Here is a 22,808-nt window from a genome sequence, read left to right as displayed (position 1 = left end):
ACATAAAAATAGCACCCTGAAAGTTTTTTCAGGGTGCCCTTAACAAAAGAATCAAAGTTCTCTTATTAATGTTCACCCTTTTAAGTCTCTCGTACTTAATTAAAAGGTGTATTATGCAGCTGTATCGTTACCGTTCTTTTTAAACATCTTATTCATTAAGTCATTATCATCTTCTTTGCCTGGCAGTACCAAGTTAAGGAAGATACCGATTAATGTTGCGAGTGCCATTCCAGCAATCTCAAAGTTTGCATTAATCTTAAGTGCCGCTCCTCCAATTCCTGTTACAAGAATAACAGATGAGATAATCAGGTTTCTTTTATTACCAAAGTCGATGTTGTTATCTACAAGCATTCTTAACCCAGATGAAGCGATGATACCAAACAGCAGGATTGATACTCCTCCCATTACAGCAGTTGGAATCGTGCTGATTAAGGCTGTTACTTTTCCGGAGAATCCGAACAGGATAGCTGTCACTGCAGCGCCTCCTATTACGAATACCGAGTAAACTCGAGTGATTGCTAATACTCCAATGTTCTCACCGTAAGTCGTTACTGGAGGTCCACCGATCATTGAGCCGATCATGACTCCAAGTCCGTCTCCTAAAATGGAACGATGTAAGCCGGGCTTTTCAATAAAGTTCCGTCCTACTACCTTTGATAGTACAAGCTGATGTCCGATATGTTCAGCAATCGTTACTGCTGCGACAGGCATCATAATCATTGCGATACTCCAAGAAAAATCTGGTGTGTACGTTACAAACGGTACAATGAAATCAGGAGCCTGAATCCAGTTAGCTTGTGCTACTTTTGTAAAATCCACAAGTCCTCTAAAGTAGGCAAATGTATATCCAGCGAAGATTCCTATTAAAATAGGGATGATTCCTAAGATTCCTCTAAAAAAGATGGAGCAAATTATTGTCACTGCCAGTGTAAATAGTGCAACTGTAAAGTGAGTTAAGCTGTAGTTTTCAGTTCCCGGTACATTCATTGCCATTCCTACAGCAACATTTGCAAGTCCAAGTCCGATTACGATAATTACTGGTCCGACTACTACTGGAGGCAGAATGCGCATCAGCCATTTAAAACCGAAGCCTTTAATGAGCAGTGCGACTACTCCGTATACAAGACCTGCAAGGAAGCTTCCGAGCATTGCTGCTTCAGGACCGCCAAAAGCTTTTACAGTTAAGATCGGCGTTATAAAAGCGAAGCTCGATCCGAGGTAAGCGGGAATCTGACCTCTTGTTACTAAAAGATACGCAAGCGTTGCAAGTCCGCTTGAAACTAGCGCAACTCCAGGATGAAGGCCTACTAAGAACGGTACAAGCACTGTAGCACCAAACATAGCGAATAAGTGCTGCAGGCTTAATGTAAGCCATTGAACCGGTGATGGTTTTTCATGTACATCTAAAATTGCTTTTGTATTGTTATCCATTTTGAATTACCTCCCATTTTAAAAAAGCATTCTTTCCATTAAAAAACCTCTCTTGCTTTAGCAAAAGAGGCCGTGGAGGCACACGCGTACACAGGTCTTTCCGTGCTGCACGTGATTTATTACCTCCCTTGCCAGCCTCTCTGGACTGAATTTAAAGGGACAATTATTTATTTGTTGAGATTGCTACTTCATCCAGTCCGTCCACTTCGATCAGTGACGCTGAAATAACTTCTTCACTTGAAGTCGGAACGTTTTTTCCAACATAGTCAGCTCTGATCGGCAGTTCCCGGTGTCCTCTGTCAATCAGTACTGCCAGTTGTATACTGGAAGCTCGTCCAAGATCCATAATCGCATCCATTGCAGCTCTTACGGTTCTTCCTGTATAAAGAACATCATCTACTAAGATAATTTTTTTGTCTGATACTTCTACTGGAATGTCAGTTCCTTTTAGCTCAGGCTCCTGATTTTCCGTCTTGATTCTTAGATCATCTCTGTAAAGCGTAATATCAATCACACCAACTGAAACTGCATTACCTTCGATTTGTTCAATTCTTTCAGCAAGTCTTTTTGCAAGAAACTCACCTCGGGTTTTTATGCCGGCTAATACAATGTTCTTGACTCCTTTGTTTCGCTCGATAATTTCATGAGCAATTCGAGTCAACGCTCTTCTAATTGCCTGGTCATCCATTAATACTGTCTTTGACATAATGCACCCTCCTTTTTCCAAGATCCCTTTAACCGTCATCATTCAAAAAAAAATCCTCCCGTCACGCATGACGAGAGGATAGAGTAATCCCTGTTGGATTCTCTTTAACAACGTTTCCTTCTCAGCCTCACGGGACTAAAGTTAAAGGACTATTTAAGTTACATTGATTATGACAAACTGTGTTCCCTTTGTCAACTTCTTTTCTCTAATAAATCCAATAGCTCGCTCATTTCAGAAGGAATCTCTCTTTCAAATTCCATGTACTCACCTGTTCTTGGGTGATTGAAGCCTAAAGTTTGAGCATGAAGTGCCTGTCCTTCAATTGGAAGTGTTTTAGATGGACCGTATTTTGGATCTCCAGCCAATGGGAAACCAATATATTTCATATGAACACGAATTTGGTGGGTTCTTCCAGTTTCAAGCTGGCATTCAACAAATGTATAGTTCGTAAATCTTTTTATAACGTTAAAATGAGTAACAGCATTTCGGCTATTGTCATCTGTTACGGTCATTTTTTGGCGGTCATTTTTATCACGGCCGATCGGAGCATCAATTGTTCCTTGGTCATGAGGCATAACGCCGTGAACGATCGCTTTGTAAATTCTAGTTGTTGTTTTGTCCTTAAGCTGGCTTACTAGTGATTCGTGGGCCATATCATTTTTTGCAACCATTAATAATCCCGATGTATCCTTATCGATACGATGTACGATACCAGGTCGCAAAACACCGTTAATTCCAGATAAATCTGTGCAATGTGCCATCAGACCATTTACAAGGGTACCGTTATAATGTCCTGGCGCCGGGTGGACTACCATCCCTCTTGGCTTATTTACCACAAGAACATCTGAGTCTTCATAAACAATATCAAGATTCATTTCTTCTGGAACAACATCCAGTTCCTGAGGTTCAGGAATTTCGATTTCAACGGTATCACCAGATACACATTTATAATTTGACTTAACCGGTTTATCGTTCAGTAATACAATTTTATCTTTAATCCAATTTTGAATCTGTGACCGGGACCATTCATTCTGGACATCTGATAAAACTTTATCAATACGGTTCCCTTCTTGTTCAGTGGTTACCGTATATTCAAATTTACTCATTTTCTGTCTCCTTCTGTTTGCTTTCCATAAAACTTTGAATAAAAATCAAACCTACACCGATTACTAAAGCACTGTCAGCAACATTAAAAATAGGGAAATCATAGCTTCCGATATATACATCAACAAAATCAACTACTTCTCCTCGAAGAAGACGATCGATAAAGTTTCCTAATGCGCCTCCAAGAACAAGTGCCAGTGCTGTTTTCAGCAATCTGTCCGTGGCATGCTTCTGTAAATAATAGATGACAGCTCCGACTACAATAATTGTTATGATAATAAAGAAGTAGCGCTGATCTTGCAGAATACCGAATGCAGCCCCTCTGTTTCGGTGTGAGGTTATGTATAGTACTTGATCAATGACAGGTATAGACTGGCCGAGGTCCATTTTTTTAACAATCACCCATTTTGTCGCTTGATCAGCTGCGAACATTAACAAGGCCAATAGATAATAAAACAATAGAACTCCTCCGATATATTAAATATGTCTTTATGAATTGTAGCACAGCCATCGGATGTTCTACAATTTAATTTACCCATTCAGCGGATTATTTCTGCACTGTCTGAAAAAGAAAAATCCCGCGATAGCGCGGGATTCCTTCAGCAATTATGCATAATTCTTTTCAACGATTTCTGCACAGCTCGCACAAAGTGTTGGATGATTGTCATTTTTGCCAACTTCTTCTGAAACAACCCAGCAGCGTTCACATGTTTCACCTTCAGCAGATGTAACTGATACAGCAACATGATCAAAGGCAGACGCATTTTCAGGTGCTTCTGATTTCACGCCGCCAACTTCCGCTTTTGAAACGATAAAGAGTTTATTTAAATCTTCAACGCTCTCAAGCCAAGGCTTAAGCGACTCAGTTGGATACAGAGTAATAGATGCAGTAAGTGATTTACCGATCGTTTTCTGGCTTCTCGCTTCTTCAAGAGCTTTTAGTACTTCATCGCGAACATCCATAAATAGATCCCAGTCTTTTTCAAGCTGCTCTGTACCTTTATTATTTTTCTCTTCTGGCATAGAAGTCAATTGAACACTTACTTCTTCAACTCCAGGAATGTACTCCCAAACTTCATCTGCTGTGTGAGATAAAACAGGTGCAGACAGTTTTGTTAAAGCCATGAGTGACTCATATAGCACAGTCTGAATGCTTCTTCGTTTATGATCATCTTCAGCTTGGATATAAAGCGTGTCTTTTGCCATATCCAGATAGAAAGAACTTAACTCGATCGTACAGAAGTTGTGGATCGTATTATAAACGGTAATAAACTGATACTCTTCGTAAGCTTTTTTAACTTTTGAAACGACTTGATCCAGCTTAACCATCATATATTTTTCAAGGTCCGGCATATCTTCAAATGCAACTGCATGCTGTTTTGGATCAAAACCGTGCAGGTTTCCTAATAAGAAGCGAAGTGTATTTCTGATTTTACGGTAAACTTCAGCTACCTGCTTTAAAATATCATCTGATACACGTACATCTGACTGATAATCTACAGAAGAAACCCATAGTCTGATGATATCAGCACCTAGCTGCTTCATCACCTTGATCGGATCCAATGTATTACCGATTGATTTACTCATCTTCCGTCCTTCTCCATCGAGAACAAATCCATGGCTGAGCACTGCTTTATAAGGAGCTTTGCCAGTGATTGCAACAGATGTAGAAAGTGACGAGTTAAACCAGCCGCGATATTGGTCAGATCCTTCAAGATAGAGATCTGCTGGACGAACTAAGTTTTCTCTTTCTTCTAACACACCCCAGTGCGATGTTCCAGAATCAAACCAAACATCCATGATATCTGTTTCTTTTGAAAAACGTCCGTTTGGACTGTGCGGAGAAGTGAATCCTTCAGGAAGAAGGTCCTTCGCTTCTCTTTCAAACCATACGTTAGAACCATGCTCTCGGAACAGTTCTACAACGTGAGAGATCGTTTCTTCTGTAAGGATCGCTTCGCCATCTTCACCATAGAATACCGGAATCGGCACACCCCATGCACGCTGACGGGAAATACACCAGTCTTCACGGTCTTTGATCATGTTGTGAAGTCGAGTCTCACCCCATGTAGGAACCCAGTTAACTTCTTCAATCGCACGAAGCATATCATCACGAATTCCTTTAATGGAAGCAAACCATTGAGCTGTCGCTCGGAAAATAACAGGTTTCTTTGTTCTCCAGTCATGAGGATAGGAGTGAGTGATAAACGAAAGCTTTAATAATGCACCTTTTTCCTGAAGCTGTTCTGTGATCGGCTTATTTGCTTCATCATAGAACAGACCTTCAAAACCAGGAGCTTCTTTTGTCATTACACCGCGGTCGTCTACAGGGCATAAAACGTCTAATCCGTAGCGCTTACCTACAAGGAAGTCATCTTCCCCGTGTCCAGGAGCTGTATGAACACATCCTGTACCTGCATCAGTTGTTACGTGGTCACCAAGCATAACAAGTGAATCACGTCCGTAAAGCGGATGACTTGCAACAGCATGTTCGATTTCTGCCCCTTTAAATCGTTTAACAATTTCAGCTTGTTCCCACTCAAACTCTTTCTTAAGTGATTCTACTAAAGCTTCAGCTACAACATATTTACCGTTCTCTGTTTGAACAGAAACATAGTCTAGTTCAGGGTGAACTGAAATACCAAGGTTTGCAGGAATCGTCCATGGAGTTGTTGTCCAGATAACGAGTTTTTCGTCTGCATCCAAAACTCCCTTTCCATCTTTCACATCAAATGCTACATAGATGGAAGCAGAACGCTTATCTTGATACTCGATCTCAGCCTCAGCTAATGCAGATTCTGATGAAGGCGACCAGTATACAGGCTTTAATCCTTTGTAGATAAGGTCTCTTTTTGCCATCTCGCCAAACACTTCGATCTGTCTAGCTTCATATCCTTTATCAAGTGTGATATAAGGATTCTCCCAATCACCGCGAACACCTAGACGTTTAAATTGTTCACGCTGATGATCAACTTGCTTTAATGCATACTCTTCACAAAGTTTACGAAACTCAGCAACTGTGAGCTCTTTTCTTTTTACTTTTCCGCTCTTTGTCAAAGCAGTTTCAATCGGCAGTCCATGTGTATCCCAGCCAGGAACATATGGAGCATAGTGACCTGTCATCGATTTAAAACGGACAATGATATCTTTTAGAATCTTATTCTCAGCGTGGCCGATATGAATATCACCATTTGCATAAGGAGGACCGTCATGAAGGATAAAAGGCGGCAGATCCTTCGTTTTTTCCATAACTTTTTCATAGATATTTAATTCATTCCATTTTTCCTGAACAACAGGTTCACGCTGTGGAAGGTTTCCACGCATCGGGAACTCCGTTTTAGGCATCAAAAGAGTGTCTTTATAATTCATTGCTTTTCCTCCTTAATATCATTCAACCCGTAAAACTGGGTACCGTAAAAATAAAAGCTGTTTTTCGCATTTCTTGTTGCTCTTGTAAGTGGTTGATTTCCGCTCCAGGATGCTCGCTTTCCGCGGGGCGGGCGGTGAGACTCCTGACGCTTTGCGCCTTCAGGAGTCTCACCTGTCCCACTCGTCCCGCAGGAGTCTCGCACCTTGCGCTCCAATCAACTTTTCGATGAAGAGAGTGACAAAATACTCAACTTTAAGAAAAAGAGCCAAATAAAAAACCTTCTCGCCCACTACTGTTACAGTAGGGACGAGAAGGTTAACCCGCGGTACCACCCTAATAGGTTCTGATTTTCATCTAAAACCCGCTTAGTCATCCGTAGCGTGGATGAAGCGCCTGAACTTACTAAAGATTTTCAGTCCAGGAACTCAGGGGTGATCTTCGAATACCGCTCTATACCAGGCTTGCACCATTTCCTGGTTCGCTATAATAGAGAAAAGCATCTTACTGTCCCCGTCTTCGTCACATATTAATCTTACAAAAGTATATGCGATTTTTTAAATGAATGTCAAGCTTCCGTCTTTACTTCCTGAAGTTCATAGCCTTCAAGATTTTCAGGGGCGTTTAGAGAATCCCAGTCATCATTCTTTAGCATCTCTAACTGTGCTTCAATTAACATTCTAAATCTTGTGCGATATACAGATGATTGCTTTTTCAATTCGTCGATCTCCATCGAAATCTTTCTGGACTTCGATAACGATTCATTGATAATTCTGTCTGCGTTCTTTTCAGCTTCTTTAACGATCAAGCGTGCTTCTTTTGAAGCTGTGCGCTTAACTTCTTCACCTGTTTCTTGTGCAATAAGAATGGATTTATTCAACGTTTCTTCAATGTTCTTAAAGTATGAAATCTTTTCTTCAAGCTTGGAAACTGTTTCCTCTAAATCTTTCTTTTCACGAATAACCGCTTCGTAATCTTTAATGACTTGATCTAAAAAGTCATTTACTTCATCTTCACTATAACCTCTGAAACCTCTTGTAAATTCCTTATTGTGAATATCCAACGGCGTTAAAGGCAAAACAGCCACCTCCATAGATGCATTATTTTTTACCTAATTTCGACAAAATGTCGGTCATTCCTTCTATTCCTGGAAATTATTTTAAAAGTCCGTAACGGATACGCCATTTTTCTTTCTTAGTCATGCCTTCAATAGCGAATAACTTGCTTCTCCCAAAACCTCTAACTGAGAGTTCATCACCTTCCATTACTTCTGCCGCAACCTGGTCTGTTATTTTATGATTTAATTTAACACGGCCCTGCTGTATTAAAGGTGAAGCTTTAGAACGTGAAAGGTTATAGACCTCAGCAACAATAACATCCAAACGGAGAGAAGAAACGGTTCCATTTCTTTCATCGTAATCAGTTTTAATTTCCATCAAATCATTATTTTCTATATGGTGCAGCTTTACTCCTGATTTACCTATTTTCGTAAGGTTCAGTTCTATAAAACCTGATATTTCAGCTGCACAAACAAATTGTACTTTATCTCCGGATATAAGTATATCGCCATACTTGCCTCTTTTAACTCCTATATTCATCAAAGCTCCAAGTACGTCCCGATGCTCGATTGTTGTGAACTTTGATGGATAGGCAATATCATAAAAGACGAGCTGAAAATCATCTTGTGCTGCTTCATAATACTCCGGGAATAGCAGTGCCCTTTTTCGTTCAGAAAAAGAAGAGCCTCCCCATAAAGAGAGGCGTACATCTGTATCGTTTCCTACGATTTTTTTAACAATTTCCTGTTCACGCGGATCAAGAAAATCAGTCAGCTTCGGACTATATCGTTCCACCGTCTCTGATTTCCATCTCATTACGCGATCAACAAACTCATGTTCCTCTGGCCGGTAGTGCTGATAAATACTCATAAAGAAACCTTAAAATGAGCCGGCAAGCATATTAGCTACAGCTCTTACACCATATTGTGCAAAGTGAAGTGACATTAACGCTACAATTGGCGAAAGGTCAATCATTCCAAGCGGCGGAATGATCTTGCGGAAAGGAGAGAGATAAGGTTCTACAAGCCTTCCGATTACCTGTCCGATGGATGATTCCCTAGCGTTTGGAAACCATGATAAAAGTATGTACCCTATAATCATGTAATAGTAGATTTGTATTAGTGTTTGTACCACATTTGCAATTTCATATACCAATAAATTTCACCTGCCAATTTTTAGTCTTCGTCCATCATTTCTGAGATCGTACCGGAAACATCTACGTTTTCAGGAGTGCACAAAAATGTATTTGGTCCGAGCTTTTGGATATCTCCGCCTATCGCATAAACAGTCCCTGATAAGAAGTCTACGATTCGTTTAGCCTGATCATGCGGAATTCTTTGCAAATTCATAACTACCGCTCTTCGATTTTTCAGCTGATCCGCAATATCTTGAGCTTCAGCATAAACGCGCGGCTCAACAAGAACAACCTTAACCTGCTGCTGGATACTTTGCAAGCTCACAACATTCGGCTTGCTCTTTTTCGTATGAGATGGTGTAATCTCTTCCTCTTCAGCCAAAGACTCTTCTTCATATTCATTTTCATACTCATAATCATCTTCTAAATCAAAAAAACGCTTAAACTTTGTTTTGATTCCCATTTATTCCACCTCCTAAAATTCTTTTCCGACTAAATCTGTTCCGATTCGAACAAAGGTTGCTCCTTCTTCAACTGCTATCACATAGTCATTCGACATTCCCATAGAAAGTTCCTCACATGGTGCATGCGGTAGATCTTTATTTTGAATGTCTATTTGCAACTGTTTTAACGTTGAAAATACATTTCTTACGATCGATTCATCTTCTGTAAAAGGCGCCATTGTCATAAGACCTACAACTTTAATTTTGTCGTAGTCTTTTAGTTTATCGACAAAACTAATCACTTCTTTTACTGCCAGTCCATGTTTTGAATCTTCTTCTGCTACATTGACTTGTACAAAACAAGAAATTATCTTGTCTGCTCTTTTTTGTATCTCCTTTGCTAAGCTTAGCCGGTCTAAGGAATGGATATAATCAACTTGATTGATAATATCTTTTACTTTTCGAGATTGAAGGGTGCCAATATAATGCCATTTCACATTCATGTCTGCTAGGTATTCCTTCTTTTCAAGCAATCCTTCAATGCGGTTTTCACCGATATGTTCAACACCTGCCAAAACTGCATTCTTCGTCGTTTCGTTACTTACATATTTCGTTACAGCAACTAGATTAACGCCCTTTGGAGACCTGTTTTTTTTCAAGCATGCAGCTTGAATTTCATTTAATATCTTTTCTTTATTTTCTAATATGTTCAAACGTTTACTTAACTCCTTTCCTGCCTATAAAACTCATCATTCTGCCCGTCTTGCCATTATCTTTCCGGTGTGAAAAGAACAAAGAATTTTCACAGCTTGTACATTGCTGGGAGACCATGATGTTTTCTGGAAGTACTCCAGCTTGCAAGAGTAGAATCTCATTTAATTTTTGTAAGTTTAATTGAAATCTGCCATTATTGTTTGTTGTGAATACATCAGGATCTTCATCCTTCTTCAATGCTTCTTTTACTTCACGAATAACCTTTTCATCCACTTCATAACAGCATTCACCTATTGCAGGTCCGATTGCTGCCTTAATATCATGAATGTCTGCATTCTCTTTTTCACACCAAAGCTCGACCATTTTTGGACCGATTTTACCTACTGTTCCACGCCATCCAGCATGTGCAAGACCTATCAAGTTATTTTTTTGTGAATAAAAGTACAGCGGAACACAATCAGCATATAGAGAAGTTAATAGAACGTCCTCATCCTTTGTGTACAAACCGTCCGCATCTGGGATAGCAGTTTCAAAATCCATTGAGCCTCTGCCACGGTCTTCTTCTCCTGTGACTTTTACAATATGTGTACCGTGAACCTGCTTTGAACCTACCCAATATTGAATCGGGAAATTAATTTCATCGGCAAAAGTTTTGCGGTTATCTTGTACAAAGCGGGGATCATCATTAACATGAAATCCCATATTTAATGATTTGAAAGGCATTGGACTATACCCTCCATCACGCATCGTGAAACCAGCAGTAATAACGGAATTCTCTTTTTGCCATTCTTCTATAATAAGGTGCTTTCCAGTTTGTATAAATGTCTTCATTTCTATGTATTCCTCCTGGAAAGTTTTATCTTTATTTTACCACATTTTTGAGGAATAAAGAAAAAAAGAACCGTTTATTTCAATTGATCAAACGGCTCTTTTACGTATTCGTTTAATTCACTGGCTTCCATATGCCTGACGAGTATAACGTCTGCACCTATTTTCACGATGTTGCGCCATGGAATTACAATATCATTTTCTCTTGCAAAAAACCCAAGCATTTTTCCTGCACCAGGAATGATGATTGCGTCAATCTTTCCGGTATTTAAATTAATTTCAAGATCAGCAATATGGCCTAGTTTTTTTCCGTTTGCTACGTTAACAACGTCTTTAACTTGAAAGTCTGATATTTTGTTCATGTCACAACCCGCCTTTCTGATTTCATTATATGAAGGAACAAGCTGTTTCATGTTCATAGTAATAAAAAAAACCCGTAGTTTTACGGGTTTTAGCTGCTTTGTATATTTTTGTTCATCTGAGATATAGCTGCTTTCTCAAGTCTTGACACTTGGGCCTGGGAGATTCCAATTTCATCTGCCACTTCCATCTGTGTCTTGCCTTGAAAGAACCTCATGGTTAATATCATTTTTTCTCTGTCGTTTAGACGTCTCATACCTTCTTTTAATGCGATTTCTTCGATCCATTGCATGTCTTTCGCTTTATCATCACTGATCTGATCCATTACAAAAATAGGATCTCCTCCATCATTATAGATGGGTTCAAACAATGACACAGGATCTTGGATGGCATCAAGTGCAAAAACGACTTCTTCTTTTGGTACATCCAGCGCTTCTGCAATTTGCTGTGCTGTTGGCTCCCGGGATAATTTATTCATGAGCTGGTCACGAACTTGCAATGCTTTATAAGCAATATCTCTTAGGCTTCTGGAAACACGTATCGGATTATTGTCCCGTAGATAACGGCGGATTTCACCAATAATCATCGGTACAGCATAGGTAGAAAACTTAACATTTTGACCAAGATCAAAATTGTCAATAGACTTCATGAGTCCGATACACCCTACTTGAAATAAATCATCAACATGCTCACCGCGGTTGTTGAATCGCTGAATCACACTCAGTACGAGCCTGAGGTTTCCATTCACCAGAGTTTCTCTCGCATCGGGATCACCCTTATGCATTTTATCAAACAAGATACGCATCTCTGGATTTTTTAAAACAGGAAGCTTTGATGTGTCAACTCCGCAAATCTCAACTTTATTTCTTGTCAAGTCTTTTCCCTCCTGCCGGGAGCTAATTTCAAATTAAGTATCACCGAACGGAGGGAAATTTATGCAATTGTAAATTTTGATTAAAGCAGTTAATGATTCAATATCCTATATAGAATAATGTCTAAACCATTTTATTAAATTCTTTTTGAAGCCTTTTAATAATTCTCTTCTCTAGCCTCGAGATATACGATTGAGATATACCCAGCATATCCGCTACATCTTTTTGTGTTTTTTCTTCTCCGCCTGAGAGTCCGAAGCGGAGTTCCATAATCTGTTTCTCTCTGTCATTGAGTGTAAAAAGAGCTTTTAATAAAAGTTTCCGGTCAACATTTGCTTCAATTCTTCTTGTAATAATATCATCTTCAGTCCCAAGAACATCTGAAAGCAACAGTTCATTGCCATCCCAATCCACATTTAAAGGTTCGTCAAAGGATACTTCAGAACGTGTTTTATTATTTCGCCGCAGGTACATCAATATTTCATTCTCTATACATCTGGAGGCATATGTGGCAAGTTTAATCTTTTTTTCTGGATTAAACGTATTTACAGCTTTAATTAAACCTATCGTACCTATACTTATTAAGTCCTCGATATTGATTCCTGTATTTTCAAACTTCCTGGCAATGTAAACAACAAGACGCAAGTTTCGTTCGATCAAAAGGGACTTGGCAGCTTGATCACCTGAAGGCAGTTTTTCGAGCAAAACCGCTTCTTCTTCTTTGCTTAATGGAGGAGGCAGCGCTTCATTGCCGCCGATGTAATAAATTTCATCTGATTTTAAGCCTAGCTTGAATAATAGCTTATACCAAAACATCGTTACCCTTAGTCGCAATTTGCTGATCATTTTTACTCCCCTTTCACATCTAGTGCTTACTATGACGCTTGTACATGTTGAAAATACATTTTCGGGTGCACAATGGCATCAAACTGGCCTTCGCTTGATAATGAAGTCCAGCTTAATCCAACAAGTCCTGGCGGTGAACAAACTGCAATTCCATCCTTCTCAATCTCAATTTGATCTGGCTTTAAGCAGGCAAGAAATTGCTGATGTCCTACAGAACGATACGGTACGATTCGCAATCTGCTGATCCATGGATGATCGTTTTCCTCAGAACCAATCGACATCACATCTCTTGCAGCCGATTGAATGGTCTCTGGAAATTCAGAACTGTGGATGTTCATGTCTAAAACCATAACGGGCATTTTTGAAATGGGATCGTATAATTTATTACCTGTATCAATAAGTCCATTTGCATAAATAATGACTTCCCCGATAGAGATTTTAACTTTGACAAGACTGTTGGAATCCATTTTTTCCACAGTAATGTCATCTACTCTTTTCTTTGAAAAATACCATAGAGCTGGTACACCTGCCGCTACAAATAACCAGCTTACCGGATCACCCATTCCTGTACTCTTGGTTGAAATCACACCATTCATAATCACAGCATCACTCTGCATAAAATAATGAAGAGCAAAAATCCCGCCACCCGTTACAAAAGAAACAAAATAAAACATCGCTACATTTTTTACTACAAATCGAATACGTTTAAAGCCAAAAGCAGTAATCATGATTGCAATAGACAAAAGAAACTTTACTAAAGGCTGAGAGAAAACCATCAGTTCTGGATAGACAACTAAAATGACATAACTGGATGCGAGAAGAGAGGCAAGAAGGATTCTCTTTTTCGATGCATTGCGCTTTAAAACATAGGCTGTTAATGAGATCAATACATAATCAATGCAGAAATTAAGAAACCAAATGACATCCAAATAAAGGGTCATTGGTTTTCTCCTTTCTTAATTTTGAAATTAGTATAACGTATAGGTTGTTTGAAAGTCTGTCAGTTTATGAGAGAAGTATTGTTCTTATTTTCTCTTTTTTTGTCAAAAAAGCTTATATGCTAGATATACGCTTTTGGGACAAGAATATGACAAAATCTAAAGACTTTTTTCGTAATCCTTGAAGGAGGTTAATTTCCGCAGCAGGGCTCCCTTTCCGCAGGGTGTGCGGTGAGCCCATTCGCCGCTCTGCGCGTCATTGAACGGTCTCACCTGTCCCGCTCATCCTGCTGGAATCTCGCCCTTCCGCTCCAATTAACTATTCAATGAAGAATTTCTTACATATCTCTTTGTTGCAACAATCTTTAGAAACCGTCAAATCTAAAGAGCGTTTACGTAATCCTTGTTGCTCTTGAAAGTGGTTAATTTCCGCTACAGGGCTCCCTTTCCGCAGGGTGTGCGGTGAGCCCATTCGCCGCTCTGCGTGATTGAATGGTCTCACCTGTCCCACTCATCCTGCTGGAGTCTCGCCCTTCCGCTCCAATTAATTATTCAATGAAGAATTTCTTACTTATCTCTTTGTTGCAACAATCTTTAGAAACATTTAAATATAAAGAGCGGTTACGTAATCCTTGCTGCTCTTGAAGGATGTTAATTTCCGCTCCAGGGCTCCCTTTCCGCAGGGTGTACGGTGAGCCCATTCGCCGCTCTGCGTCATTGAAAAGTCTCACCTGTCCCGCTCATCCTGCTGGAGTCTCGCCCTTCCACTCCAATAACTATTCAATGAAGAATTACTTACTTATCTCTTTGTTGCAACAATCTTTTATAACTGCTGTTTTCTAGAAGATTGTTGCTTCTGTTTATTTTTATTCTCTTCATTTGCATGTTGATTGAAGCGCAAGGTGCGAGACTCCTACGGGACGAGCGGTCAGGTGGAGACTCCTAATGGCGCAAAGCGGCAGGAGGCTCACCGCACGCAGCGTGGAAAGCGAGCAACCTGGAGCGGAAATCATCTACTAACAAAAGCAACCTTGAATACAAGACTTCTTTTAGAAAAGACCCTTTAAAAACTAACAAAATAAAAAAGCATGCTCTCTATCGAAGAGAACATGCTTTTATTTTTGTATTTATCTTCTTCTGTTACGGCTGCGGTTACGAAGGAATGTTGGAATATCCAACGTATCTGAATCAGCATTGGAATAAGAATTGTTGCTTCTTGATTCAGACTGGTTTTCCTCGCGTGACTGTGATTGAGACTGTCCCTGTGATTGCGGCTGACTTTGATTTGAGTGAGATTGATTAGAAGATGCAGGAGATTGCTGCATTCTCGGACGCTCAGCTCTTTGCTGATTATTCACTAGCTTTTCGTTCTCATCAAAACCAGTTGCAATTACAGTTACTAGGATTTCATCTTTTAATTCTTCGTTAATTACAGAACCAAAGATCATGTTAACTTCTGGGTCAGATGCTGATGAAACAATATCAGCAGCTTCGTTTACTTCGTAGAGACTTAAGTTAGCTCCGCCAGTAATATTCATCAATACACCTTTTGCTCCGTCGATTGACGTTTCAAGAAGCGGAGATGAAATGGCTTTTTTTGCTGCTTCAGCTGCACGGTTTTCACCAGTACCAACACCTATACCCATAAGTGCAGATCCGCGTTCAGTCATAATTGTCTTAACGTCTGCAAAGTCCAAGTTAATCAAACCTGGTACAGCAATTAAGTCAGAGATACCTTGTACACCTTGACGAAGTACGTTATCTGCTTCACGGAAAGCTTCAAGCATTGGTGTATTTTTATCAACGATTTCTAGTAAGCGGTCGTTTGGAATTACGATAAGTGTATCTACTTTTTCTTTAAATACAGAAATTCCGCCAACTGCCTGCGTAGAACGTTTGCGGCCTTCAAATGTAAAAGGTCTCGTTACTACACCAACAGTAAGTGCGCCTAAATCTTTAGCGATTTCAGCAACTACTGGGGCAGCACCTGTTCCAGTTCCTCCGCCCATTCCAGCCGTTACGAAAACCATGTCAGCTCCAGCAAGAGCTTCTTCGATCTGTTCGCGGCTTTCTTCAGCAGCTTTTTTACCGATTTCAGGATTTGCACCTGCTCCAAGTCCTCTTGTTAACTTAGTGCCAATCTGCATTTTTACAGGCGCCTTTGAAAGGTTCAAGGCTTGTGCGTCTGTATTAACACAAATAAATTCCACACCTTGTACTCCGTGTTCAATCATTCGGTTAACAGCATTGCTTCCGCCGCCGCCAACACCAATAACTTTAATCGTTGCCAATTGATCCATATTCATATCAAACTCTAACATGAGCGTTCCTCCTAATGACTAGTTCCTTAAGTTATTCAAAAAATAAACCAAACCAGTCTTTCACTTTTGATTTCATTCCGCCGGGTTGTTTCTCTTGTGCCGGCTTCTGGCTGGACTGTTTTTTCTTTGGCAAAGGCTCCCCTGCATTTTCAGCTAATGCAGAAGCAACTTCTTTTCCTTGTACTTTAATATTTTTGTGAGTAAATTGAATGAGCCCCACTCCTGCTGTAAACTTCGGTTCTCTTACACCGATATAATCAGGCAATGAAACCCTTACATTCTGCTGGAATATATCCTGAGCTAATTCCAATACTCCTGGAATGGCTGCTACTCCCCCGGTGATGACAAAACCGCCTGGGAGTTCAGAATATCCGCGCTGATGCAGTTCATCATCAATCATTTCAAAAATTTCAGCCATACGCGCCTCGATGATTAATGAAAGCTCATATTGTGAAATTTCTTGTTCTTGTGAAGAGCCAATCTGTGACACGGTGAATGTTTCATCTTTAGATGCATAATCGACAAAAGAATGACCGTGTTTTAGTTTGATTTTTTCTGCATCTTCTGCAGATGTTCTTAATCCGATTGATATATCCTTTGTAATAAAGTCTCCGCCAATCGAAAGAACTGAAGTTAATTGCATCGTCCCCTGATCGAAAACGGAAAGCGTTGTTGAACCACCGCCGATATCAATCAGTGCCACTCCAAGCTCCATTTCATCGCGTGAAAGAGCAATTGATGAAGTAGCTAAAGGTTCTAGACAAATATCAGCTACTGTAAGACCTGCTCTTTCCACACATCGAAGTAAGTTATGTAAGATGGTTTTAGAACCGGTAATAACCGTTCCTTCCATTTCCAATCGTACCCCAAGCATTCCTCTTGGATCAATGATTTCATCTGTTCCATCAACAATGAACTGACGTGGAATAACATCGATAATTTCTCTTTCTGGAGGCACTGACATGACTTGAGCTGCCTCTATTACTCTAGCAATATCCTCATCGCCAATTTCACGATCTTCTCTAGAAACTGCTACAACTCCGTGACAAGGCTGAAGCTGGATATGGTTTCCTTTCACACCTACTATAACGGCATTGATAGGGATACCTAACATTCTTTCTGCCTGTTCAACGGCTTTTCTTATGGAACGAACAGTTTCATCAATATCTACAATGGAACCTTTTCTGATTCCAGCTGATTTCGCATGGCCAACACCAATAACATTAAAGGATTCACTGGTCATTTCTCCAATGATCACTTTAATATTGGATGTACCGATGTCTAAACTTACATAAATTTCATTGCTGTTCATTCTGTGGCACCTCCTAACCTTTCATCCATTAAATCTTCATCTATTAAAGATGAACAAAATTCCTTCATTTTCGCTTATTTATGGAATAAATTCCACAAGCAACGGGTTATCCCTCTTTTTTTTTACCGTTTTTTCAAATTTTTTAGGCCTTTTTACGTGAGTCTGACCATTTTGAGATTAATAGACGCCGAATAACTGCGATATTATTAAACAGCCTTACTCCGAATGCAAAAATTGCGGCTAAATATAGGTCAATACCCAGGTGTACTCCTAGATAAGCTAGCCCGGCAGCCAGTAAAATATTGAAGAAAAAACCTGTAATGAACACTTTATCTTCAAAACTGCCCTGCAGATGTGCTCGGATACCTCCAAACAAAGTATCCAATGCAGCCAAAACAGCTATTGATAAATAGTTTGAGTATTCAGGAGGGACCCGGATATCAGACATGAAACCTAATAAAAGACCTAGTAAAAGTCCAAGTACCGGTAACCACATCTTATGTTTCCTCCTTTGCCGGTTTCATAAACTTCACTTTTACATCTTCATCAAATGCTGGCAGTATCACTTTCTCTGCAGGAGCAGATTCTACAAGGAAGTCTTCCCTTATAAACTCTTCAACAGCAGGTGAAGCAATGATTTTCTGATGCAGTTTTTCATTGTTTTTTGCCAACACTTTAATTTCTATAGGAAAAGTTGAAACAGGCTCGTTGTTTATGTAAATGTCGCCATTTACTTCCCGGATCGGTGTTTTTGATATAATGCGCTGTCCATCAATGCTGATCTCTTTTGCATCATACCTATTTAATTCATTAACAAGTCTTCTAAGCATATCAGGGTCAATCTGTGGCAGAGGGCGATCTACTCCGATTAGCTCGTCATTAAAAGGTTCGATAGTCATTACGATTCCTTGACCGCTCACCGTAGTTAATCCTGCCTGTTTTTTTAAATCTGCCAAAGCTTTTTCCATTGCATCAATTTTTTCGTCTTTTCCTTCAGTCTTATATTTAGTCAAAAGCTCGCTATAACGCTGAAGTTCCTCATTAAGCTCCTGCTGACGCTGTTTTTCTTTTTCCAGATCAGCTCTTAGTTCCCATAGATCTCGTGTGTCTCTTATGATCGGGTTATTTGTGGTCTCAAACTGGATCGCCAGCATTCCGCCTATAATGAGGGCAATAGTTGCAAACATAAATTGTTTATCTTTCAACTTACTCATCCCTCTTCTGTTATAAATGGCTCCATCTCGATCGCGCTTTCCTTCTCCACTCTTACTTCCACACCATCATTCACAATTTTATCTACGATATATAGATTCAATGATTTTTCCAGTGTGGATGAATTTCCAATGGCTGTAATCACAAATGGTGCAGGATACTGATTGCCATCAACACTTACAACAGGTCCAATACATGCAATATAAGTGTCATGTGATATTCTCTGGCCATTGATCGCAATTGCTTCTGCCCCTGAAACATGAAGTTCATCTATTACACTTCTAATATGTTCTTCATGAACAATATAATTATTCGGGTTCTCACCTTCTGGGATATAGGAGGAGTCTTGAAGTGTTACTTCTACCCCCTCCCCTTTCACTTTTACATTCCCTACTACCATCCTGAGCTCTTTCAAATCTTCTACGAGTTTAGTGGAGATTTCTTCCTGATCAGCAAATTTATTTTCTTTTTTTTCAACACTCTGCTGAAAACCAATTAGTTCGTTTGCTAGTTCTCGGTTTGTTTTTTGTAGTCTTAATATTTGGCTGCGCAAGGAATCTTCTTTCTTCCACTCGTCAGTTTTGACAGCTTCTTTTTGTTCTTCTTGAGCTCTTTGGTAGGAGAAGGATAAAATGAAACCGGTAACTAGAAGGATAAGAGACAAAAAGAGATGCATCCCTTTAATTTTCCTCATTTTTTTCCTCCGTAACTTCTCGGTTGTATCGTTCAAATCGCGTACTTATTCCTAAGTAAAATGTACCTTTTTCATCTGGTTTAATTTCGCTTATCAAAGAAGGGTAAGCAGAAAGTCTTTCTGAAAACTTGGATATTGAAGTAACTACTTTATTTCCGTCTGTCATAAACAATGTCAGTTTGCTAGGATTGTCCGAATCAGGCGTATGAGTAATTTCGGAAATACGGTGAATGATTCCCTCTGGCAGTTTTTGCAGTTCCTGTGCCATCGTCTCCAGTTGCTCAGGATCTTTCCAACTTACAATAACAGGAGCATTTACCGGTCTCTCATTTTTATTAAGAGGTTCAAGCATCTTTCCGTTTTGCAGCATCGGATAATATGTATTGTCCTTTTTAAAATAACCAACCCGCTGATATTCTTTAACGTTGATCGCAACATGATTAAAGAATTTCTTTTCAATGGAAACAGAGCTTATCTCAGAAATCGAATCGAGTCTTTTTTGTATGCTTTCTTCTGATATATTTAAGTACTTTGTATTAGTTGAAATCCGGCTCTTTTCTAAAATCTCATCATCAGTTACAAAGTAATTCCCTGAAACAGTTATTTTTTTAACATGGCTTAAATCAGATTGAAAATATACAACGACCACTAATAACAGGAAGAAAAAGGACAAGTAAAATATCAGGCGGCGATTCGCTTTTTGTTTACGATGTTCTTTCAGCTTCGGAATTCGGTCCTCAATCTTGACAACCTTCACCTTGTCCATCCTCTTCCTCCGTTTTATCATATAGTACAAGAAAGAAACTAAATGCCCAACTGTCTTAATCAAATAAAAGAACTTGGCTAAAGACGCCAAGCCCTACATATAAAGGCTTAATATACAGCCGATTTATCAGGATTAAACGAAACTGATTCTTCGCTTCACAACGTCATTGGTCATTTTTTTCTTGTTCTCTGTATTATAGCACGGATAAGTCCCAATTTAGCACTATTTATCCAATTTTTTGTTATTCATTTCGGCCGATGATTTCTACTTCTGTTTCAATGTCGATTCCATGCTTTTCTTTAATCGTCTTTTGGATAAAACTTATAAGATCCAAAACGTCTTTCGCCTTAGCATCACCGGTATTTACGATGAAATTCGCATGCATTTCTGATATTTGCGCTCCGCCGATCTTCGTACCTTTAAGACCTGACGATTCAATCAGCTGTCCAGCGTAATTAGGCAGTGGATTCCGAAAAACACTTCCGCAGCACGGAAAGTTCCATGGCTGTGTATTTCTTCTATAGTCTTTATTTTTTTTAAGTTCAGCCATAATTGTTTCCTTATCGCCTTTTTCTAACACCAAGACAGCTTCAACACAGATTCCGCCTGTTTTTTGAAGCACAGATGTGCGATATGAAAAACCCAGATCTTCATTCGACAGCCATTTCAGTTCACCGTCAGGAAAAAGAATAAGTGCTTTTTCAACGATTTGAGACATATCAGAACCATGCGCCCCGGCATTCATGAATACAGCACCGCCCACAGAACCAGGAATTCCGGCAGCAAATTCAAGTCCTGTAAAAGCTTCTCGGGACATTAGAGTGGCAAGCGGAATTAAAGAGTATCCTCCGCCAACTGTAATCTTTTTATCATCTTGTTTTAGATGATTTAGCCCCTCCCCTACTTTGATAACTGCGCCTTCGATACCGCCGTCTGCAACGAGGAGATTGGATCCTCTTCCTATTGCACGGATTGGAATATTCGCTTCTTTCAAGTAAACAATTGCTTTTTTAAGGGCGTCAATATTCTTCGGTTCGAAATAAAGATCGGCTGGACCGCCGATTTTTAATGTTGTGTGGTTCTTTAACGGTTCATTTAATAATACAGTTCCTAAGTCTTCATTTTTTAACGTATCAGCTAATTGGTTTAACATTATAAAACCCCCTACATTCATCACGCATAACTCTATTTATATGTTATGCACTATTCTTTTCCATGTTTAAACGATTCATAAACATCAACAAAGTAGTATTCGAAAGAAAAATTGTGTTTATTGCTATTTTGTCTAAAGAAAATGGTATTGTAAGTAGTTGATTTCCGCTGTGGGATGCTCGCTTTCCGCAGGGCGTGCGGTGAGCCTCCTCGCGCTTTGCGCCTTTAGGAGTCTCACCTGTCCCGCTGATCTGCAGGAGTCTCGCACCTTCCGCTCCAATCAACTTGTCAACGAAGCTCATTACTAAAAACAAATTAAAAACAAGAATCTTTAGAGAATACTTTTTAAAAAAAGAAGATACCCTGCCATATGCGACAGGGTAGCCATTGAATCTTCACTATGTTTAGAATAAGAGAATTCTCTTTGAAACTCAAGTATTAATACCGAGCGTAGCGGCTAATATTCAATATTACTCCGATTGAGGCAAGCATAAGTGTAAGAGAAGAACCTCCATAGCTTAAAAATGGAAGGGTAATCCCGGTTACTGGCATAAGCCCTGTCACAACTCCAATGTTGATCATTACTTGAATAGCAACCATCCCTATGATGCCGATCGCTAAAAAGGAACCAAAAAGGTCAGGTGCTCCAAGTGCGATCCTAATACCTCTCCATAAAAGCAAACTGAACAGGATTAAAACAAAAACCGCACCGATAAATCCTAGTTCCTCTGAAATAATCGCAAAAATAAAATCTGTTTGCGGTTCTGGCAAATATCCAAACTTTTGCCGGCTCTGTCCCAGCCCTAGGCCCAAAAGCCCTCCTGGTCCCAGTGCATAAAGTGACTGAATGATCTGAAAACCGCTTCCTAACGGATCGCTCCAAGGATCTAAAAAGGAGGTAATTCGTTTAATTCGGTAAGGAGCTGAAATAATTAATCCTGCGAGCCCAATTAATCCTATTAGCCCCATTCCAACAAAATGAGAGATTCGAGCACCAGCAACGAAAAGCATAACAATACTCGTTCCAACCATAACTGCACCTGTACCGAGATCAGGCTGGAGCATAATCATTCCGAAAGCGACCATTACTAAAGAAAGTGTAGGCAGCAAGCCTTTTTTTAATGATGTAATCTTCTTTTGATGTTCGGATAAATATTTTGCCAAAAAGACAATCATCGCTAGCTTCATAAATTCAGAGGGCTGGATAGAAAAAGCTCCGACGCCAATCCAGCTTCTGGCACCGCCGCGAACCATTCCAACACCAGGAATTAATACAGCGATTAAAAGAAAAAAGCAAATGATAAGAAGAATTTTTGACCATACTCTCCAAGTCATATAGTTGATATTCATAATAAAGAACATCGCTGCAATTCCTACTCCAGCAAACAACATTTGCCGTTTCACAAAAAAGAATGAATCATCCATCTTATACTGTCCCAAGTCTGCGCTGGCGCTATAGACCATGATGATCCCGACGGATAACAGCATAAGCGTAACAACAATCATAATCATATCAGGGGTTGATCTCGTTGCAGGCAAAGGGAAACAC

Annotated in this window: 23 protein-coding genes and 1 other annotated feature; all 23 genes read right to left on the bottom strand. The window is 39.7% G+C overall.

The window, feature by feature from the left end; translation table 11 throughout:
- Positions 1-111 precede the first annotated feature (111 nt).
- The 23 genes from ACFQ4X_RS06090 to spoVE all read right to left on the bottom strand — a co-directional run bounded on the left by ACFQ4X_RS06090 (position 112) and on the right by spoVE (position 22,771).
- Positions 112-1,431 carry a solute carrier family 23 protein gene (locus tag ACFQ4X_RS06090; RefSeq protein ID WP_379833720.1) on the bottom strand — a complete coding sequence of 440 codons (1,320 nt, stop codon included), beginning with the start codon at positions 1,429-1,431 and terminating at the stop codon, positions 112-114.
- 163 nt (positions 1,432-1,594) lie between these two features.
- Positions 1,595-2,137: a bifunctional pyr operon transcriptional regulator/uracil phosphoribosyltransferase PyrR gene (gene pyrR, locus ACFQ4X_RS06085; RefSeq protein WP_066289231.1), complete on the bottom strand. Its 543-nt coding sequence runs from the start codon at positions 2,135-2,137 to the stop codon at positions 1,595-1,597.
- A 191-nt stretch (positions 2,138-2,328) separates the two neighbouring features.
- On the bottom strand, positions 2,329-3,243 hold the full coding sequence (locus ACFQ4X_RS06080) for an RluA family pseudouridine synthase (RefSeq protein WP_379833718.1): 915 nt from the start codon (positions 3,241-3,243) through the stop codon (positions 2,329-2,331).
- The gene (gene lspA / locus ACFQ4X_RS06075) at positions 3,236-3,700 is read right to left on the bottom strand and encodes a signal peptidase II (protein ID WP_379833717.1); all 465 of its coding nucleotides are present in this window, start codon (positions 3,698-3,700) and stop codon (positions 3,236-3,238) included. The genes ACFQ4X_RS06080 and lspA overlap by 8 nt, the downstream gene beginning before the upstream one ends.
- A gap of 147 nt (positions 3,701-3,847) precedes the next feature.
- Positions 3,848-6,610 (bottom strand): isoleucine--tRNA ligase, encoded by a 2,763-nt coding sequence (gene ileS / locus ACFQ4X_RS06070; RefSeq protein ID WP_379833715.1) that lies wholly within the window; start codon positions 6,608-6,610, stop codon positions 3,848-3,850.
- A gap of 300 nt (positions 6,611-6,910) precedes the next feature.
- Positions 6,911-7,137: a binding site (T-box leader), on the bottom strand.
- A gap of 39 nt (positions 7,138-7,176) precedes the next feature.
- Positions 7,177-7,686 (bottom strand): DivIVA domain-containing protein, encoded by a 510-nt coding sequence (locus ACFQ4X_RS06065; RefSeq protein ID WP_066289220.1) that lies wholly within the window; start codon positions 7,684-7,686, stop codon positions 7,177-7,179.
- Between the two features lie 76 nt (positions 7,687-7,762).
- On the bottom strand, positions 7,763-8,536 hold the full coding sequence (locus ACFQ4X_RS06060) for an RNA-binding protein (RefSeq protein ID WP_379833714.1): 774 nt from the start codon (positions 8,534-8,536) through the stop codon (positions 7,763-7,765).
- A gap of 9 nt (positions 8,537-8,545) precedes the next feature.
- Positions 8,546-8,821, bottom strand: a complete 276-nt coding sequence (locus ACFQ4X_RS06055; protein WP_379833712.1) for a YggT family protein — start codon at positions 8,819-8,821, stop codon at positions 8,546-8,548.
- Positions 8,822-8,841: 20 nt separating this feature from the next.
- Positions 8,842-9,264, bottom strand: coding sequence for a cell division protein SepF (locus ACFQ4X_RS06050; protein WP_379833711.1), 423 nt, complete (start codon positions 9,262-9,264; stop codon positions 8,842-8,844).
- Positions 9,265-9,276: 12 nt separating this feature from the next.
- Positions 9,277-9,957, bottom strand: coding sequence for a YggS family pyridoxal phosphate-dependent enzyme (locus ACFQ4X_RS06045; protein WP_379833709.1), 681 nt, complete (start codon positions 9,955-9,957; stop codon positions 9,277-9,279).
- Between the two features lie 4 nt (positions 9,958-9,961).
- Entirely contained in the window at positions 9,962-10,789 is an 828-nt protein-coding gene (pgeF, locus tag ACFQ4X_RS06040) for a peptidoglycan editing factor PgeF (protein ID WP_379833707.1), read from the bottom strand.
- Between the two features lie 74 nt (positions 10,790-10,863).
- The gene (locus ACFQ4X_RS06035) at positions 10,864-11,148 is read right to left on the bottom strand and encodes a YlmC/YmxH family sporulation protein (RefSeq protein ID WP_066289211.1); all 285 of its coding nucleotides are present in this window, start codon (positions 11,146-11,148) and stop codon (positions 10,864-10,866) included.
- A gap of 89 nt (positions 11,149-11,237) precedes the next feature.
- Entirely contained in the window at positions 11,238-12,020 is a 783-nt protein-coding gene (gene sigG / locus ACFQ4X_RS06030; RefSeq protein WP_066240567.1) for an RNA polymerase sporulation sigma factor SigG, read from the bottom strand.
- A 121-nt stretch (positions 12,021-12,141) separates the two neighbouring features.
- Positions 12,142-12,861 carry an RNA polymerase sporulation sigma factor SigE gene (sigE, locus tag ACFQ4X_RS06025; protein WP_077363663.1) on the bottom strand — a complete coding sequence of 240 codons (720 nt, stop codon included), beginning with the start codon at positions 12,859-12,861 and terminating at the stop codon, positions 12,142-12,144.
- 32 nt (positions 12,862-12,893) lie between these two features.
- Positions 12,894-13,805, bottom strand: coding sequence for a sigma-E processing peptidase SpoIIGA (gene spoIIGA, locus ACFQ4X_RS06020; protein WP_379833706.1), 912 nt, complete (start codon positions 13,803-13,805; stop codon positions 12,894-12,896).
- A gap of 1,124 nt (positions 13,806-14,929) precedes the next feature.
- Positions 14,930-16,123, bottom strand: a complete 1,194-nt coding sequence (gene ftsZ / locus ACFQ4X_RS06015; RefSeq protein WP_379833704.1) for a cell division protein FtsZ — start codon at positions 16,121-16,123, stop codon at positions 14,930-14,932.
- 31 nt (positions 16,124-16,154) lie between these two features.
- Positions 16,155-17,435 carry a cell division protein FtsA gene (gene ftsA, locus ACFQ4X_RS06010; RefSeq protein WP_379833703.1) on the bottom strand — a complete coding sequence of 427 codons (1,281 nt, stop codon included), beginning with the start codon at positions 17,433-17,435 and terminating at the stop codon, positions 16,155-16,157.
- A gap of 142 nt (positions 17,436-17,577) precedes the next feature.
- Positions 17,578-17,931, bottom strand: coding sequence for a small basic family protein (locus ACFQ4X_RS06005; protein ID WP_066289181.1), 354 nt, complete (start codon positions 17,929-17,931; stop codon positions 17,578-17,580).
- A 1-nt stretch (position 17,932) separates the two neighbouring features.
- Positions 17,933-18,640 carry a DUF881 domain-containing protein gene (locus ACFQ4X_RS06000; RefSeq protein ID WP_379833701.1) on the bottom strand — a complete coding sequence of 236 codons (708 nt, stop codon included), beginning with the start codon at positions 18,638-18,640 and terminating at the stop codon, positions 17,933-17,935.
- Between the two features lie 5 nt (positions 18,641-18,645).
- A complete protein-coding gene (locus ACFQ4X_RS05995; RefSeq protein WP_379833700.1) occupies positions 18,646-19,341 on the bottom strand; it encodes a DUF881 domain-containing protein in 696 nt (231 codons plus the stop codon).
- Positions 19,328-20,107, bottom strand: a complete 780-nt coding sequence (locus ACFQ4X_RS05990; RefSeq protein WP_379833698.1) for a cell division protein FtsQ/DivIB — start codon at positions 20,105-20,107, stop codon at positions 19,328-19,330. The genes ACFQ4X_RS05995 and ACFQ4X_RS05990 overlap by 14 nt, the downstream gene beginning before the upstream one ends.
- Before the next feature lie 241 nt (positions 20,108-20,348).
- Positions 20,349-21,260, bottom strand: coding sequence for a UDP-N-acetylmuramate dehydrogenase (murB, locus tag ACFQ4X_RS05985; RefSeq protein ID WP_379833697.1), 912 nt, complete (start codon positions 21,258-21,260; stop codon positions 20,349-20,351).
- A gap of 437 nt (positions 21,261-21,697) precedes the next feature.
- Complete coding sequence (gene spoVE / locus ACFQ4X_RS05980; protein ID WP_379837058.1) at positions 21,698-22,771, bottom strand: stage V sporulation protein E; 1,074 nt, start codon at positions 22,769-22,771, stop codon at positions 21,698-21,700.
- Positions 22,772-22,808 lie beyond the last annotated feature (37 nt).

The organism is Fictibacillus halophilus (assembly GCF_042680145.1).
Classification (GTDB): Bacteria; Bacillota; Bacilli; order Bacillales; family Fictibacillaceae; genus Fictibacillus; species Fictibacillus halophilus_A.
The sequence above is the reverse complement of the archived record's forward strand: the minus strand, read 5'-3'. Positions and strand labels throughout refer to the sequence as shown.